A 17,314-nucleotide genomic window follows, 5' to 3' on the forward strand; every position below is an offset into this window, starting at 1 on the left:
GCGGGCGGCGCTCGATCTCACAGGCGCTGAAGATGCTCCGGCTACCCTTGCCAGGAACCATAGAATCTCCCACAGGGTGGACTGCCCCCAAGAAATTGGATTGGTGTCCAACTTATTGGGGGCAGTCCATTTGTGGGAGCTGGCTTGCCAGCGATAGGGCCGGCACCAGCAACCCAAGACTCAAGGTTCAACCAACAACCGTGCCCTGCCACTGGTGCTGGTCTACCTGGATCAATGTCGGCCCCTTGCGCTCCACCGCCTGCCCCAGCGCCGCCTGCAATTGCGCCACATCCGCCACGCTCTGCGCTGCGGCCCCCAACGCCCGCGCCACGCCGATGAAGTCTGGGGTATGGATATCCACCCCGACCGGCTCTATCGCCCGGTTGAGCATGTACTTCTTGATCTCTTCGTAGCCCTGGTTATTCCACAGCAGCACGATCAACGGCACCTGCGCCTCCACGGCACTGGCCAACTCCGGCAGCGTGAATTGCAGGCCGCCATCGCCAATCAGGCACACCACTGGCGCCCGCTCAACGGCGTGCTCGGCACTGCCCAACCAGGCACCCATGGCCGCCGGCAAGGCATAGCCCAGGGTGCCGTAGCCCGTCGAGGCGTTGAACCAGCGGCGCGGCTGGTCCATGTCCAAGGTCAGGTTGCCGGTGTAGACGGGCTGGGTAGAATCGCCCACCAGCACAACACCGGGCAGGCGCTGCACGATGGCCGTCAACAAGCGTGTCTGGCTCAGGGTCGGCTGGTCCCAGCCGGTTGCCAAGGCTTCCCGCAGCCTGGTCACGCGAGCCCGCCCCCAGTTGCTGTCGTGTACCCCCTGCGGCTGCGCCTGCAAGGCCGCCAGCAGCGCTTCGGCAGCCAGTTCGGCATCGGCCACCAGTGCCAGTTCCGGCAGGTAGTTGCGCACGGTCTGGTCCGGGTCGATGTCAATGCGTAGCAGGCTCCCCGGGATGTCGAAACCGCCTTTGAAGGTCACGTCATAATCGGTTTCGGCCAGTTCGGTACCGACCGCCAGCACCACGTCGGCCTCGGCCACCAGCGCCCGCGTAGCCGGTAGCGACTGGGTCGAGCCAATCTGCAGCGGGTGGCTGGATGGCAGCAAGCCCTTGGCATTGATGGTCTGGGCTACCGGTGCCTGCAGGTGCTCGGCCAGGCGGGCCAGCGCAGCACCTGCTGCCAAGGCCCCCCCACCGGCCAGGATCAATGGCCGCCGCGCGCTGGCCAGGCGTTCAGCCATCTGCGCCACGGCCTGCGGTGCAGCCCCTGCCCGGTTACCCCGTACCGGGCGGCCCGGCAACAGTTGGTCGGCGGGCTGAACCAGCACATCCAGCGGTATTTCGATATGCACCGGGCGCGGCCGGGCGCTGTCGAATACCGCGAAGGCCCGCGCCAATACCTGTGGCAGGTCGGCTGCATTCATCAGGGTGTGCGAAAACGCCGCGACACCCGCCACCAGCGCCGCCTGGTCAGGCAACTCGTGCAGCTTGCCACGGCCACCGCCCAGCTGGTCACGCGACTGCACGCTGGAGATCACCAGCATCGGAATCGAATCGGCATAGGCCTGGCCCATGGCGGTGGCGATGTTGGTCATGCCCGGGCCGGTAATGATGAAGCACACCCCGGGTTTGCCGCGGGTGCGCGCATAGCCGTCAGCCATGAACCCGGCGCCCTGCTCGTGGCGCGGGGTGATATGGCGAATGGACGAGCCCGCCAGGCCTCGGTAAAGCTCCACAGTATGCACGCCGGGGATGCCGAAGACATGGTCCACGCCATAGCCTTCAAGGAGTTTGACCAGCACTTCGCCGCAGGTTGCCATCGGGGTTCACCATCGATCTTGTTGGGTTATGCGCTTATTGGACCCAAGCCACGGCTATCGCCACAATGCAAAAAAACACATACTAGCCATGTCCTGAAGTCATGGCTTATTGCGATGAAACGCCTCCCGCCCTTACCCGCCTTGCATACCTTCCTGATCACCGCCCAGTGCTGCAATTTCACTCGCGCCGGGCAGCTGTTGCACATCACCCAGGGCGCCGTCAGCCGGCAGATCGCCGCCCTGGAGCAGCACTTGGGTTATGCCCTGTTCCAGCGCCAGGCCCGCGGTTTGAGCCTGACCCGTGAAGGCCAGGACTGGCTGCCACGGGTGCAACAGGTGTTTGCGCTGATCGAACAAGGGGTGCGTGAGGTGGGAGAGCACAGCACGACCCTGCAGTTGAAGGCCCCCACGTGTGTGATGCGCTGGCTGCTGCCGCGCTTGATGGAGTGGCAGGCACTGCGCCCGGATGTACCGGTGGAACTGACCACGACCGTTCAGCATGGCGTGGATTTGCGCCGCGAGGGCTTTGATGCCGCGGTGGTCTATGGCGAGGCACCGAACCACGGGCTGCAGGTGCGCAAGCTGTTCGATGAGCAACTGACGCCGGTCTGCGCACCGTCTTTGCGTGAGGGGCTGCTGCCCTTGCAGCAGGTTGAAGACCTCGCGCGGCACATGTTGCTGCACCCCTCGCGGGATGAGCATGATTGGCGGTTATGGCTGCAGGCGGCTGGGGTAACGCTGGCTGCGCAGGGGCCGAAGCAGCACTTCGAAACGCTGGACATGGCCATGGCCATGGCGTCGCAGGGGACAGGCGTGGCTATCGGTGATTGGTCGCTGATTGGCGATGACTTGCGTAGCGGGCGGCTTTGCATGCCGTTTGCGCTGAAGGTGCGGACCGGTAAGGGCTACTACCTGGTGAGCCAGGCCAGGAACCTGCCGGCGGGGTTGCTGGAGCTGCTGGACTGGCTGGAGGGCCAGGCCAGCTTGTGAAGGCCTGTTCGCGGGCACGCCCGCTCCCACAGGTGACGCACAGGATTTGAAACCTGTGCAATACCTGTGGGAGCGGGCCAGCCCGCGAAGCAGGCGACTCAATACCCGACCGTGAACCGCTGCCGCGAATGCTGCGGTTGCTCCAGCTCATCCAGCATGGCGATCGCATAGTCGGCAAAAGTGATCCAGCTCTTGCCATCCGCACCGATCAGCAGATGGTCCTTGCCCAGCGTGTAGTGCCCGCTGCGCTCGCCTTCAACAAACTCCGCCGAGGGCGAGAGGAAGGTCCAATCCAGGTCCTGCTCGCCCTGCAACGCCTCCAGAAAACGCACACCGCCCGTGGCCTCGGCCTTGTAGGCCTCCGGGAAATCAGGGCTGTCGATCACCCGCTGCCCCGACGGCAGCAACAGGCTGGCGGCACCGCCAACCACCAGCAGGCGTTTGACCCCGGCACGCTTGACCGGCTCGATGATCGCCTGCGGCTCGATGGTGGAGAAGTGCGCTGCACTCAGGACTGCGTCCACACCTGTCACTGCGGCCTCCAGGGCTGTGCCGTCCTTGGCATCCAGCGCCTTGATGGTCACCCCGTCACGCCCCTGCAGCTGCGACGGGTCGCGGGCAATCGCCACCACCTTATGGCCACGGCGCAGGGCCTCTTCCAGCAACTGGCTGCCAGCACGACCGGTGGCGCCGATGATTGCAATCTTGCTCATGTCATACGCTCCATCAATTGAACGGAATTACCACTTCATTTCGCCCTTGGCGACCTTGGCCCCCAGCTCCAGCGAGCTTTCATCGGCCAGGCCCGGGTAACGCTGCTTCATCGCCTTGATCAGCGCGCCGGCATCTTTCGCCTTGGCGGCCTCGCTGTCGAAATCGCGAATGTAGTTGGCCGTGAAACGCACGGCCTCCAACGAACGGCTGCTATCGCCCAGGTAGTGGCCCGGCACGACCGTGCGCGGCGCCAGCGCTTCGATGCGCGCCAGGGTGCTCAGCCAGTCGGCATGGGACTTGGGCGTTTGCGTATCCGCCATCCACACATGAATGTGTTCGGCTACCACGACACCGCCGACCACGGCCTTGATCGAAGGGATCCAGACGAAACTGCGGTCAGGCTGAGGGCCGTCCAGGCCGACCACTTCCAGGGCTTGCCCCTCCAGGGTCAGGCGGTCGCCTTCGAGCACCTGAGGCAGCACCAGCCGCGCCGGTTTGTCGGCCCCCATCTGCGGCCCCCAGTAGGCCAGCTTGGCCTCCATGGTCTGGCGGATGTGCGCAACGGTGGCAGCCGAAGCCAGCACCCTGGCGTCGGGGAACGCCTGGGTCAGGGTATCCAGGCCAAAGTAGTAATCCGGGTCACCGTGGCTGATGTAGATGCTGGTCAGGTGCTTGCCACCCGCCCGTAGGCGTTGCACCAGTTGCTCGGCCTGGGCCTTGCCGAACTGGGCATCGACCAGCACCGCATCGTGCTCGCCACTGACGATTACCGAGCTCACCGGGAAAATAGCGTCGTGGCCGGGGTTGTAGACTTCCAGGTGCAAAGGCTCGGCGGCCATGGCCGGACCAGCGAGGGTGACGCAGGCCAGCAACAGGCCACGCAGTGGGGTGAACAGGGACATTGGGTAAGCCTTCCGCTAGATCGATGCCCCACAGCTTAGTTGCCCGATCCGTAACAAAAAATGCGATGCTTGGACATAGTTTGTTTCTGAAAGCGAGCAAGTCATGGACCGTCTGAACGCCATGCGCGTCTTTGTCACCGTTGTCGACCTGGGCAGCCAGTCAGCGGCGGCGGATCACCTGCAACTGTCGCGTCCGGTCGTATCGCGTTACCTGGCCGAGCTGGAAGACTGGGTGGGTGCACGCCTGATGCAACGCACCACACGCAAGCTCAGCCTGACGGCCGCTGGCCAGGAAACCCTGCCCCGTTGCCGGCACTTGCTGGACCTGGCAGGTGAACTGCAGGCCGCAGTACAACAACCGGACGATGCCCCCAAGGGGGCATTGCGTATCAGCGTCAGCACCTCGTTCGGCCAGGCCCAACTGGTGGATGCCATCGCGGCTTATGTGCAGCGTTACCCCGGTGTGAAGGTTGAACTGCAGATGCTCGACCGCACCGTCAACCTGGTGGACGAGCGCATCGACCTGGCCATCCGCACCAGCAACGACCTGGACCCCAACCTGATTGCCAGGCGGCTGAGCGTGTGCCGGTCGGTGGTCTGTGCGGCACCCGCCTATCTGCACGAGCATGGCACCCCGCAACAGGTCGAGGAACTGAGCCGGCACAACTGCCTGACCCATGCCTACTTCGGCCATAGCCTGTGGCACTTCGACGTGGCCGGCCAGCAGGTGAGCGTGCCGGTGGCCGGCAACATCAGCGCCAATGAGGCAATGACCTTGCAGAAGGCGGCACTGGCTGGGGCCGGCATCGCCATGTTGCCGACCTACCAGGCCGCCGACGCCCTGCGCAAAGGTGAACTGGTGCGGCTGCTGGCACACGCCAGGCCGCGCGAGCTGAACCTGAATGCGGTGTACACCTCGCGCAAGCACATGCCGGCCACCTTGCGCAGCATGCTGGATTTTCTGGTGGAGCGGTTCAAGGACGACCCAGAGTGGGACCGCGATCTGTCATGGGCATGATGGCCTCATCGCCGGCCAGCCGGCATGGCTATGCGCCTTGGTCCCACCTGTCGCTGTACCTTGAGCGCCGTCCGTTGCGTTGACGGCGCCCTGCCGGTCACTCCTCGACGCTCATGTACTCCTTGGCCCAGCGGATGTAGTCCTCGGGCTGGGTGTAGGTGTGCGAGAGTTCGGTGGCGCTGAGGTTGTCCGACTTGTTCTGCTTGCCGCGCTGCAGCCGCAAGCAGTCGTAGGTGGCTTTGATTGCAGCAAAGTACGCCGCGTGGCCATCGACGGCTATGCGCACGCCCAGGCGTGCCAGGCGCTCGTCGTCATGCAGGTTCGGGTTGCCATAGGTGACCAGCATCAGCGGCACGGTCAGGTGCTCGGCGATCTTTTCGAGCTGCTCGAAGTCCTTTACGCCCACCATGCAGATGCCATCGGCACCAGCCTTCTGGTAGCTCTGGGTACGCACGATGATTTCTTCGGTGGTGAGCACGCCAGCATTGGTACGGGCGATGATCGACAACGATGAATCGACCCGGGCCTCCAATGCCGCCCGGATCTTGCCAACGCCCTCATCAACCGGGATCAGGTCGGTGGACTTGCGCCCGAACTGGGCTGGCAGCAGGGTGTCCTCGATGGTCAGGGCAGCCACCCCGGCGCGCTCCAGCTCGATCACCGTGCGCATCACGTTCAGTGCGTTGCCATAGCCATGGTCGGCGTCGGCCAGCACCGGCAACTGCGCCACGCGGCCAATCCGGGTGGCCTGCTCGACGAACTCACTGAGGGTGATCAGCGCAAAGTCCGGCGCAGCCAGCACCTGCAACGAGGCGACCGAGCCGCCGAGGATACCGACCTCGAACCCCAGGTCAGCCGCAATGCGTGCCGACATCGGATCGAACACCGAGGCGGTGTGGTAACAGGAACCTGAAGCGAGCAGCTCGCGGAAGGCAAAACGCAGATCTTGATGGGAAGCCTTGGGCATGATCACTCCGCAATTATGTGCAAATTTTGAACGGTAACTACCGACCCCTGCAATCGGGTCTACCTGACCTGTTCCAACCGTCGCCATGTGGGCGGTCATGCTCGGCATGCAGGCAGAGGAATAAAAGGTGTGGGAGACAGGGGCCCGTGAAACCTGCGGCATAATGTTGCACCAAGCTGGTGCAACCCGCGGCATTCGGCCCCTGTGGCATACCAACGATATCACGCGGCCATGCTGCACTGGATGAATACGCCAATGCCGATTCGGCATAGGGGATGCAGTTAGTACATAGGAAGCTACCTAACTCGGGTTACAATTCGAGGGCCTGTTCGCGGGCACGCCCGCTCCCACATATACGGCTCATGCTCGAGCCTGATCGTTACCTGTGGGAGCGGGCATGCCCGCGAAGATGCCAAAACCGATAACCAAGGTACCCCCGTGACCGCCGCCCTGCCCCCCACCACCCTGCGCAACGTGCTCACCGCCCTGATGCTGGCGATCTTTCTCGGCGCCCTGGACCAGACCATTGTCGCCGTCTCGCTGCCAGCCATCTCGGCCCAGTTCAACGACGTCGGCCTGCTGGCCTGGGTCATTTCCGGCTACATGGTCGCCATGACCATCGCCGTGCCCATCTACGGCAAACTGGGCGACCTGTATGGCCGACGGCGCATGATCCTGACCGGCATCAGCCTGTTCACCCTGGCCTCGATCGCCTGCGCGCTGGCCCAGGACATGCAGCAACTGGTGCTGGCCCGGGTACTGCAAGGTATCGGCGCAGGTGGCATGGTCTCGGTCAGCCAGGCGATCATCGGTGACTTCGTGCCGCCCCGCGAGCGTGGCCGTTATCAGGGCTACTTCAGCAGCATGTATGCCGTGGCCAGTGTCGCCGGGCCCGTGCTGGGCGGTTGGTTGACCGAATACCTGTCATGGCGCGGCGTGTTCTGGATCAACCTGCCGCTGGGGCTGCTGGCCTTGTGGTCGATTCAACGAGCCTTGGCGGGCATGCCGGTACAACGCCGCCAGGCCCAGGTCGACTACCTTGGCGCTGTACTGTTGATTCTCGGCCTGGGCAGCCTGCTGCTGGGCATCACCCTGGTCGGCCAGGGCCATGGCTGGGGCGACCCGGCCGTGCTGGCATTGTTCGCCTGCGCCGTGCTGGGCCTGGGCTTGTTCATTGCCCACGAAAGCCGCTGCGCGGAACCGTTGCTGCCACTTGGCCTGTTCGGCAATCGGGTAGCCGTGCTGTGTTGGGGGTGATCTTCTTCGCCAGCTTCCAGTCCATTTCCCTGACCATGCTCATGCCCTTGCGCTACCAAGGCATCACCGGTGCCGGTGCCGACAGCGCCGCCCTGCACCTGCTGCCGCTGGTGATGGGGCTGCCCATGGGGTCGTTCACCGGTGGCCGCATGACCAGCCTCACCGGGCGCTACAAACCGCAGATCCTTGCCGGCGCAATATTGATGCCGCTGGCCATCGTCGGCATGGCCTTGACCTCGCCGCAGTCGGCGTTGCCCAGCGCACTGTTCATGCTGTTGACCGGGATAGCCTGTGGCCTGCAGTTCCCGACCTCGCTGGTAGCCACGCAAAGCGCGGTGGCCAGCCAGGACATCGGCGTCGCCGCCAGCACCACCAACCTGTTCCGCTCGCTGGGCGGGGCCATGGGCGTGGCATGCATGTCCAGCCTGTTGCTGGCACTGCTGCACCAGGGCGGTTTCGAATTGCTCGGTAACCCGTTGCTGGGGAGCTTGAAGGCAGGCGAGGTGGACGTGGCCACCCAAGGGCGGTTGTTGCAGACATTCCGCCAGCTGTTGCTGGGCAGCGCCGTGGTCGCGATGCTAGGGCTGATCGCGGCGGTGGCGTTACCGGACCGGCAACTGCGCGGCCGTTGAGCACCTGGGCACGGTGCAAGCATGGTGCATGGCGAGGGAACGCAACGCATTAATCGTCCCTTAATACAAAGCGGAAACACTCCCTCACAATCCTTCACAAAGAGTCATTTGCGCAGCGCCGGGCTCAAGCGCAGCATATCCAGCCCGGTGTCGACCCATTTGTCGACATCCGCCAACAGGTCAATGCTGTCCGGCAACAACAGCCAGCGCCCGATCAGGCCATCGACATAGGCAAACAGGGCCACCGCCGCGCGCTCGACATCCAGCTCGCCCGGCAACTGGTCCCGGCGCACGGCATTGGCCAGGGCCAAGGTAATGCCCCTGTGGCAATCCAGCACTGCGGCCTGGCGCTGCTGGCGAATCTCACACATGTCATCGGTGAACTCGCACTTGTGATGCAGGATCTCATTGATACGCCGGGTTCGGGCATCGAGCACCAGCTCGTTGAACACCTGCAACAGCAGCTTGCGCATGCAGCCAAGCGGGTCGACCTCGTCCTCGCTTTCGCTCGCGCGCGCCAAATGGTCATGGGTTTCATGCAGGCTGTCGAGCAACGCCTGCACCAGTTCGGCCTTGTTGTTGAAGTGCCAGTAGATCGCCCCGCGGGTCACCCCCGCCAACTCGGCGATGTCGGCCAGCGTGGTTCGCGCAACCCCGCGCTTGTAGAAGGCCTTCTCCGCTGCCTCGATGATCTGGGCGCGGGTTTCCTGGGCTTCCTCTTTGGTTCGACGGACCATGGCAGTACAACCTCATCGGGCCCGAACGCACGCTGCGCACGGGGGAACATTTCGCGGGCACCTCTGCAGGGCGCCTCGCGGCGGGGCTAATCACGGGCTGTGGCGGTACCTGGGTACAACCAAGCGGTATTTACAAACAACCATGAATGTAAGTATATTCCTTAGCAAGCTATTTATCTACCGGATAGCAAATTTCTCCAGATCTCGACTCTTCCATTATTCTTGAGCGTCTACCTGCTCCTGCGACCCGAGGATCCTCATGCAATTCAAGCCAGCCGTTACCGCTCTGGTTTCCGCCGTCGCCCTGGCAACACTGCTCAGTGGCTGTAAGAAAGAAGAAGCAGCGCCAGCGGCGCAGGCTCCTCAGGTCGGCGTCGTAACCATCCAGCCTCAGCCTTTCACCCTGACCTCGGAATTGCCGGGGCGCACCAGTGCCTACCGCATTGCCGAAGTGCGCCCGCAGGTCAATGGCATCATTCTCAAGCGCCTGTTCAAGGAAGGCAGCGACGTCAAGGAAGGCCAGCAGCTCTACCAGATCGACCCTGCCGTGTACGAGGCAGCGCTGGGTAATGCCCAGGCCAACCTGCAAGCTACCCGCTCGCTGGCCGAGCGTTACAAGCAACTGATCGACGAGCAGGCCGTGTCGAAGCAGGAATACGACGACGCCAATGCCAAACGGTTGCAAGCAGAAGCCTCGCTGAAAAGTGCACAGATCGACCTGCGCTACACCAAGGTGCTGGCCCCTATCAGCGGGCGTATCGGCCGCTCAGCGGTCACCGAAGGTGCGCTGGTGAACAACGGCCAGACCAACGCCATGGCCACCATCCAGCAACTCGACCCGATCTACGTCGACGTTACCCAGTCCACTGCCGAGCTGCTCAAGCTGCGCCGCGACCTGGAAAGCGGCCAGTTGCAGAAGGCTGGCGACAACGCCGCCTCGGTACAGCTGGTGCTCGAAGACGGCAGCCTGTTCAAGCAGGAAGGCCGCCTGGAGTTCTCGGAAGTTGCAGTCGACGAGACCACCGGCTCGGTGACCCTGCGTGCGCTGTTCCCCAACCCTGACCACACCCTGCTGCCCGGTATGTTCGTGCATGCGCGGTTGAAGGCCGGGGTCAACGCCAACGCCATTCTGGCCCCGCAACAGGGCGTTACCCGCGACCTGAAAGGTGCGCCAACCGCGCTGGTGGTGAACAAGGACAACAAGGTCGAACTGCGTCAGCTCAAGGCCAACCGAACCCTGGGCAGCGACTGGCTGATCGAAGAAGGCCTCAACCCGGGTGACCGCCTGATCACCGAAGGCCTGCAGTACGTGCGCCCTGGCGTCGAGGTCAAGGTCAGCGAAGCCACCAACGTCAAGAAGCCGGGCAGCCCTGATCAGGCCAACGCGGCGAAAGCAGACGCCAAAGCGGAGTAAACCATGTCGAAGTTCTTTATCGATCGCCCGATCTTCGCCTGGGTGATCGCCTTGGTGATCATGCTGGTCGGGGCCTTGTCGATCCTGAAGCTGCCGATCAACCAGTACCCCAGCATCGCGCCGCCGGCCATCGCCATCGCCGTGACCTACCCGGGCGCTTCGGCGCAGACCGTGCAGGACACCGTGGTCCAGGTGATCGAGCAGCAGCTCAACGGTATCGACAACCTGCGTTATGTGTCGTCGGAAAGCAACTCCGACGGCAGCATGACCATTACCGCCACCTTCGAGCAAGGCACCAACCCCGACACCGCGCAGGTGCAGGTGCAGAACAAGCTCAACCTGGCCACCCCGCTGCTGCCGCAGGAAGTGCAGCAGCAAGGCATCCGTGTTACCAAGGCAGTGAAGAACTTCCTGATGGTGATCGGCCTGGTGTCCGAAGACGGCAGCATGACCAAGGACGACCTGGCCAACTACATCGTCTCCAACATGCAGGACCCGATCTCGCGTACTGCCGGTGTGGGCGACTTCCAGGTGTTCGGTGCACAGTACGCCATGCGCATCTGGCTCGACCCGGCCAAGCTGAACAAGTTTCAGCTGACCCCGGTCGACGTCAAGAATGCCGTGGCTGCGCAGAACGTGCAGGTGTCCTCCGGCCAGCTTGGTGGCCTGCCGGCCATGCCGGGTACCCAGCTGAACGCGACCATCATCGGCAAGACCCGCCTGCAGACCGCCGAGCAGTTCGAGAAGATCCTGCTCAAGGTCAACAACGACGGTTCCCAGGTGCGTCTGGGGGATGTCGCCGAGGTTGGCCTGGGCGGTGAAAACTATGCCATCAGCGCCCAGTTCAACGGCAAGCCGGCCTCCGGTCTGGCCGTGAAGCTGGCCACCGGGGCCAACGCCCTGGACACGGCCAAGGCGCTGCGCCAGACCATCAGCGACCTGGAACCCTTCTTCCCACCTGGGGTGAAAGCGGTATTCCCGTATGACACCACGCCGGTGGTCACCGAGTCGATCAGTGGCGTAATCCATACGCTGATCGAAGCCGTGGTGCTGGTGTTCCTGGTGATGTACCTGTTCCTGCAGAACTTCCGCGCCACCATCATCACCACCATGACTGTGCCGGTGGTGTTGCTGGGTACCTTCGGCATCCTTGCCGCTGCGGGTTTCAGCATCAACACCCTGACCATGTTCGCCATGGTGCTGGCCATCGGCTTGCTGGTGGACGACGCCATCGTCGTGGTGGAGAACGTCGAGCGGGTCATGTCCGAAGACGGCCTGCCGCCCAAGGAGGCGACCAAGCGCTCCATGGAGCAGATCCAGGGGGCCCTGGTGGGTATCGCCCTGGTGCTGTCGGCGGTTCTGCTGCCCATGGCGTTCTTCAGTGGCTCCACCGGCGTAATCTACCGGCAGTTCTCCATCACCATCGTTTCGGCCATGGGGCTGTCGGTGCTGGTGGCGCTGATCTTCACCCCTGCCCTGTGCGCGACCATGCTCAAGCCGCTGAAAAAGGGCGAGCACCACACCGCCAAAGGGGGCTTCTTCGGCTGGTTCAACCGCAACTTCGACCGCAGCGTCAACGGCTACGAGCGCAGCGTGGGCGCCATCCTGCGCAACAAGGTGCCGTTCCTGCTGGCCTATGCACTGATCGTGGTTGGCATGATCTGGCTGTTCGCCCGCATCCCTACCGCGTTCCTGCCCGAGGAAGACCAGGGCGTGCTGTTCGCCCAGGTGCAGACCCCGGCCGGCTCCAGTGCCGAGCGCACCCAGGTGGTGGTCGACCAGATGCGCGAATACCTGCTCAAGGATGAAGCCGACACCGTGTCGTCGGTATTCACCGTCAACGGCTTCAACTTCGCCGGCCGTGGGCAAAGCTCGGGCATGGCATTCATCATGCTCAAGCCATGGGGTGAACGGTCCCAGGAAAACAGCGTGTTCGCCTTGGCCCAACGCGCCCAGCAGCACTTCTTCACCTTCCGCGATGCCATGGTGTTCGCGTTTGCCCCACCGGCGGTGCTGGAACTGGGTAACGCCACCGGTTTCGACGTGTTTCTGCAGGACCGCGGTGGTGTCGGCCATGCCAAGCTGATGGAAGCGCGCAACGAGTTCCTGGCCAAGGCGTCGCAGAGCAAAGTGCTCAGTGGCGTACGCCCGAACGGCCTGAACGATGAGCCGCAGTACCAGCTGACCATCGACGACGAGCGTGCCAGCGCCCTGGGCGTGACCATTGCCGACATCAACAACACCCTGTCCATCGCCTTGGGTGCCAGCTACGTAAACGACTTCATCGACCGTGGCCGGGTCAAGAAGGTGTACATCCAGGGCGAAGCCAACGCGCGGATGAGCCCTGAAGACCTGCAGAAGTGGTACGTGCGCAATGGCGCTGGCGAGATGGTGCCGTTCTCCTCCTTCGCCAAGGGTGAGTGGAGCTACGGTTCGCCCAAGCTGTCGCGCTACAACGGTGTGGAGGCCATGGAGATTCTCGGTGCCCCGGCGCCTGGCTACAGCACCGGTGAAGCCATGGCCGAGGTCGAGCGCATTGCCGGCGAACTGCCTAGCGGTGTGGGCTTCTCCTGGACCGGCATGTCCTACGAGGAAAAACTCTCCGGCTCGCAGATGCCGGCACTGTTCGCCCTCTCGGTACTGTTCGTGTTCCTGTGCCTGGCAGCGCTGTATGAAAGCTGGTCGATCCCGATCGCCGTGGTGCTGGTGGTACCGCTGGGTATCATCGGTGCACTGATCGCCACCAGCCTGCGCGGCCTGTCCAACGACGTGTACTTCCTGGTCGGCCTGCTGACCACCATCGGCCTGGCGGCGAAAAACGCCATTCTGATCGTCGAGTTCGCCAAGGAACTGCACGAGCAGGGTCGCAGCCTGTACGACGCCGCGATCGAAGCCTGCCGCATGCGTCTGCGCCCGATCATCATGACCTCGCTGGCATTCATCCTTGGCGTGGTACCGTTGACCATCGCCAGCGGCGCGGGCGCCGGCAGCCAGCACGCCATCGGCACCGGCGTGATCGGCGGCATGATCAGCGCGACCGTGCTGGCAATCTTCTGGGTACCGCTATTCTTCGTCGCAGTGTCGTCGCTGTTCGGCAGCAAAAAGCCGGAAAAAGACGCCACCCCTGAAACTCCACGTTATGAGGCTGGGCAATGACCAAGTCTTTGTTGTCCCTGGCGGTAACCGCTTTCATTCTGGGCGGCTGCTCGCTGATCCCTGACTACCAGACCCCGGAATCGCCGGTGGCTGCGCAGTGGCCGCAAGGCCCTGCATATTCCCCCACGCAGTCGGCAGACGTCGCCGCTGCCGAACAGGGCTGGCGCCAGTTCTTCCGTGACCCGGCACTGCAGCAGCTGATCCAGACTTCGCTGGTCAACAACCGCGACCTGCGTGTTGCCGCACTGAACCTCGACGCGTACCGCGCGCAGTACCGCATTCAGCGGGCCGACCTGTTCCCGGCGGTTTCCGCCACCGCCAGCGGTAGCCGCCAGCGGGTACCGGCGAACATGTCGCAAACCGGTGAGTCCAGCATCACCAGCCAATACTCGGCCACGCTGGGTGTCAGCGCCTATGAACTGGACCTGTTCGGCCGGGTACGCAGCCTGACCGAGCAAGCCCTGGAAACCTACCTGTCCAGCGAACAGGCACGGCGGTCCACGCAGATTGCCCTGGTGGCCAGCGTGGCCAACGCCTACTACACCTGGCAGGCCGACCAGGCGCTGTTCAAGCTGACCGAAGAAACGCTGAAGACCTACGAGGAAAGCTACAACCTCACCCGCCGCAGCAATGAAGTGGGCGTGGCCTCGGCACTGGACTTGAGCCAGGCGCGCACCGCCGTGGAAGGGGCCCGGGTCAAGTATTCGCAGTACCAGCGCCTGGTCGCCCAGGACGTCAACAGCCTGACCGTGCTGCTGGGCACCGGCATTCCTGCCAACCTGCCCAAGCCGCTGGAGCTCGACGCCGATCAACTGGCGGAAGTACCAGCCGGCTTGCCGTCCGACATCCTCCAGCGCCGCCCGGACATCCAGGAAGCCGAACACCTGCTCAAGGCCGCCAACGCCAATATCGGCGCCGCCCGCGCAGCGTTCTTCCCAAGCATCAGCCTGACGGCCAACGCCGGCAGCCTGAGCCCCGACATGGGCCACCTGTTCTCGGGCGGCCAGGGCACCTGGCTGTTCCAGCCGCAGATCAACCTGCCGATCTTCAACGCCGGCAGCCTGAAGGCCAGCCTGGACTACTCGAAAATCCAGAAGGACATCAACGTCGCCAAGTACGAAAAGACCATCCAGACGGCCTTCCAGGAAGTCTCCGATGGCCTGGCAGCGCGCAAGACCTTCGAAGAGCAATTGCAGGCCCAACGCGACCTGGTGCAAGCCAACCAGGACTACTATCGCCTGGCCGAGCGCCGCTACCGTATCGGTATCGACAGCAACCTGACCTTCCTCGACGCCCAGCGCAACCTGTTCAGTGCCCAGCAGGCGCTGATCGGCGATCGCCTGTCGCAGCTGACCAGCGAGGTCAACCTGTACAAGGCGCTGGGCGGTGGCTGGTACGAGCGCACTGGCCAGGCCAACCAGCAAGCCGCGGTGAATACGCCCAAAGGCTGACCTGGCTCGGTACAGCACAAGGCCCACCCTGGCGGTGGGCCTTTTTCATGGCTGCTGCAAAATGTGTCAGCAATTAACCAACTGGAACATTCCGTTCGATTATCGCCCCCTTCCGTTTGCGACGAATTGCCTCACCCCCGCCTCACGCAGCACCATCCCCCCACGCAACGCCCCATAAAAACAAGAGATCCACGACAGATGAGCACTTCGCAAACCGCACGCCAGCTGCTGCCCGGCCTGTTGGCCATGTCCTGCGCCCTCCCCGTCTTCGCTGCCGACCAAGGCGGTTTCCTAGAAGACGCCAAGGCCACCCTCAACCTGCGCAACTTCTACATCAACCGTAACTTCGTTGACCCGGCCAACCCACAGGGCAAGGCCGAAGAATGGACGCAGAGCTTCATTCTGGATGCCCGTTCCGGCTTCACCCAAGGCACCATCGGTTTCGGCGTGGACGTGCTGGGCTTGTATTCGGTCAAGCTCGACGGTGGCAAAGGCACCACCAACACCCACCTGCTACCCGTGCACGACGACGGCCGCCCAGCCGATGATTTTGGCCGCCTGGGTGTGGCGTTGAAGGCCAAGCTTTCCGAAACCGAACTGAAGGTCGGGGAATGGATGCCGGTGCTGCCGATCCTGCGTTCGGACGACGGCCGTTCGCTGCCGCAAACCTTCCGCGGCGGCCAGCTGACCTCCAGGGAAATCGCCGGCCTGACCCTGTACGCCGGCCAGTTCCGCGGCAACAGCCCGCGCAACGACGCCAGCATGGAAGACATGTCGATGAACGGCAAAGGCGCGTTCACCTCCGACCGGTTCAACTTCGGTGGCGGCGAATACACCTTCAACGACAAACGCACCATGATTGGCCTGTGGGATGCCCAGCTCAAGGACATCTACCACCAACAGTACCTGAACCTGACCCACAGCCAGCCGCTGGGCGACTGGACCCTGGGCGCCAACCTGGGCTACTTCATCGGCAAGGAAGACGGCGCCGAGCGTGCCGGCAAGCTGGACAACCGTACCGCCTCGGCGCTGCTTTCGGCGCGCTACCAGGGCCATACGTTCTACGTGGGCCTGCAAAAGGTCAGCGGCGACAACGCCTGGATGCGGGTCAATGGCACCAGCGGCGGGACCCTGGCCAACGACAGCTACAACTCCAGCTTCGACAACGCCAAGGAACGCTCCTGGCAGGTGCGCCATGACTTCAACTTCGCCACCGTTGGCGTTCCCGGCCTGACGCTGATGAACCGCTATATCAAGGGTGAGAACGTGACCGTCGGCAACGTTGATGATGGCAAGGAATGGGCCCGGGAAACCGAATTGGCGTACGTGATCCAATCGGGCAGTTTCAAGGACCTGTCGGTGAAATGGCGCAACTCCACCATGCGCCGTGACTTCAGCACCAACGCCTTCGACGAGAACCGCCTGATCGTGAGCTACCCGCTGAACCTGCTGTAAGCCCTGCCAATGTGCGCCATGGCCCCGCAGGATAAGCCCGCGGGGCGCCCCTGCCATTCGCCCCGCTGATGATAGTGGTGGCTGCGGGCTATCCTGAGCTATACCCATTGCCTGTACCGGGCCTGTCGCGGCGTGTAACCGCCGCGCAGGGCCCTGACAGGCAGCTTGACCAGCCCAGGCAAACCAGGGAGGCACAACAATGAAAACGCTCGTCGACCACCTGAGCCAGTACGCCAGTTACCACCGCGACCCGCGCAACATCGTCACCCACTTCATCGGCATCCCCATGATCGTGCTGGCAGTCACCATCCTGCTGTCCCGCCCCGGGTGGGAGGTTGCTGGCATATGGCTGTCCCCTGCCCTGCTGGCGGCAGCGGCTTCGGTCTGGTTCTACTTGCGCCTGGACCTGCGCTTCGGGCTGGTGATGGGGGCGTTGCTGGGCTTGTGCCTGTGGGTTGGCCAGGTGCTGGCGGTGCAGCCTACCGGGCTTTGGCTCGGTGCCGGGGTGGGCGCGTTCGTGCTGGGCTGGATCATCCAGTTCGTCGGCCACTATTACGAAGGCCGAAAACCAGCGTTTGTGGACGACATCAGTGGCCTGATCATCGGGCCTTTGTTCGTGGTGGCAGAAGCGGCCTTCATGTTGGGCTTGTGCCCGGCCCTGAAGCAGGCTGTGGAAAGCAATGCAGGCCCGGTGGCCATACGCTCGATGTAACCGTGGCACCTGAGCGGCCTGTGGGAGCGGGCGTGCCCGCGAACACCGGCGCAGCCGGTGCCAGACACCGCGTCGCCTGCTTCG

General features: G+C 63.5%; 12 protein-coding genes and 1 pseudogene. 8 read left to right on the forward strand and 5 right to left on the reverse strand.

Translation table 11 applies throughout. The features are described 5' to 3' along the window. Positions 1 to 187: 187 nt before the first annotated feature. On the reverse strand, positions 188 to 1,825 hold the full coding sequence (locus EGJ22_RS17700) for a 5-guanidino-2-oxopentanoate decarboxylase (RefSeq protein ID WP_029888057.1): 1,638 nt from the start codon (positions 1,823 to 1,825) through the stop codon (positions 188 to 190). A 114-nt stretch (positions 1,826 to 1,939) separates the two neighbouring features. On the opposite strand from EGJ22_RS17700, the gene EGJ22_RS17705 reads away from it, so the two are divergent. Then, complete coding sequence (locus EGJ22_RS17705; protein ID WP_029888058.1) at positions 1,940 to 2,815, forward strand: LysR substrate-binding domain-containing protein; 876 nt, start codon at positions 1,940 to 1,942, stop codon at positions 2,813 to 2,815. 98 nt (positions 2,816 to 2,913) lie between these two features. Here the strand turns inward: EGJ22_RS17705 and EGJ22_RS17715 are convergent, their stop codons facing one another. Both EGJ22_RS17715 and EGJ22_RS17720 read right to left on the reverse strand, forming a co-directional pair. Beyond that, the gene (locus EGJ22_RS17715) at positions 2,914 to 3,528 is read right to left on the reverse strand and encodes an NAD(P)-dependent oxidoreductase (RefSeq protein ID WP_029888059.1); all 615 of its coding nucleotides are present in this window, start codon (positions 3,526 to 3,528) and stop codon (positions 2,914 to 2,916) included. A gap of 27 nt (positions 3,529 to 3,555) precedes the next feature. Beyond that, positions 3,556 to 4,431, reverse strand: coding sequence for an MBL fold metallo-hydrolase (locus tag EGJ22_RS17720; RefSeq protein WP_029888060.1), 876 nt, complete (start codon positions 4,429 to 4,431; stop codon positions 3,556 to 3,558). Between the two features lie 103 nt (positions 4,432 to 4,534). On the opposite strand from EGJ22_RS17720, the gene EGJ22_RS17725 reads away from it, so the two are divergent. Then, a complete protein-coding gene (locus tag EGJ22_RS17725) occupies positions 4,535 to 5,449 on the forward strand; it encodes a LysR family transcriptional regulator (protein WP_009685606.1) in 915 nt (304 codons plus the stop codon). Between the two features lie 97 nt (positions 5,450 to 5,546). On the opposite strand, the gene EGJ22_RS17730 is transcribed toward EGJ22_RS17725, so the two are convergent. Further along, on the reverse strand, positions 5,547 to 6,416 hold the full coding sequence (locus tag EGJ22_RS17730) for an oxaloacetate decarboxylase (RefSeq protein WP_009685607.1): 870 nt from the start codon (positions 6,414 to 6,416) through the stop codon (positions 5,547 to 5,549). A gap of 438 nt (positions 6,417 to 6,854) precedes the next feature. Between EGJ22_RS17730 and EGJ22_RS17735 the strand changes: the two are divergent. Then, positions 6,855 to 8,305 (forward strand): annotated as a pseudogene (locus EGJ22_RS17735) (MDR family MFS transporter). Between the two features lie 104 nt (positions 8,306 to 8,409). On the opposite strand, the gene ttgR reads toward EGJ22_RS17735, so the two are convergent. After that, on the reverse strand, positions 8,410 to 9,042 hold the full coding sequence (ttgR, locus tag EGJ22_RS17740) for an efflux transport transcriptional regulator TtgR (RefSeq protein ID WP_029887534.1): 633 nt from the start codon (positions 9,040 to 9,042) through the stop codon (positions 8,410 to 8,412). Between the two features lie 259 nt (positions 9,043 to 9,301). Here ttgR and ttgA point away from each other — a divergent pair, with 259 nt between their 5' ends. The 5 genes from ttgA to EGJ22_RS17765 all read left to right on the forward strand — a co-directional run bounded on the left by ttgA (position 9,302) and on the right by EGJ22_RS17765 (position 17,230). Beyond that, a complete protein-coding gene (ttgA, locus tag EGJ22_RS17745) occupies positions 9,302 to 10,456 on the forward strand; it encodes a toluene efflux RND transporter periplasmic adaptor subunit TtgA (protein ID WP_009685610.1) in 1,155 nt (384 codons plus the stop codon). 3 nt (positions 10,457 to 10,459) lie between these two features. Then, complete coding sequence (gene ttgB / locus EGJ22_RS17750; RefSeq protein WP_029887533.1) at positions 10,460 to 13,612, forward strand: multidrug efflux RND transporter permease subunit TtgB; 3,153 nt, start codon at positions 10,460 to 10,462, stop codon at positions 13,610 to 13,612. After that, positions 13,609 to 15,063 carry an AdeC/AdeK/OprM family multidrug efflux complex outer membrane factor gene (locus EGJ22_RS17755; protein WP_029887532.1) on the forward strand — a complete coding sequence of 485 codons (1,455 nt, stop codon included), beginning with the start codon at positions 13,609 to 13,611 and terminating at the stop codon, positions 15,061 to 15,063. Before ttgB ends, EGJ22_RS17755 begins: the two co-directional genes overlap by 4 nt. Before the next feature lie 198 nt (positions 15,064 to 15,261). After that, positions 15,262 to 16,518: an OprD family porin gene (locus EGJ22_RS17760; RefSeq protein WP_009685614.1), complete on the forward strand. Its 1,257-nt coding sequence runs from the start codon at positions 15,262 to 15,264 to the stop codon at positions 16,516 to 16,518. A gap of 199 nt (positions 16,519 to 16,717) precedes the next feature. Beyond that, the gene (locus EGJ22_RS17765; RefSeq protein ID WP_029887531.1) at positions 16,718 to 17,230 is read left to right on the forward strand and encodes a DUF962 domain-containing protein; all 513 of its coding nucleotides are present in this window, start codon (positions 16,718 to 16,720) and stop codon (positions 17,228 to 17,230) included. Positions 17,231 to 17,314: the final 84 nt, after the last annotated feature.

This window comes from Pseudomonas sp. p99-361, assembly GCF_003935475.1.
GTDB classification, from domain to species: Bacteria; Pseudomonadota; Gammaproteobacteria; order Pseudomonadales; family Pseudomonadaceae; genus Aquipseudomonas; species Aquipseudomonas juntendi.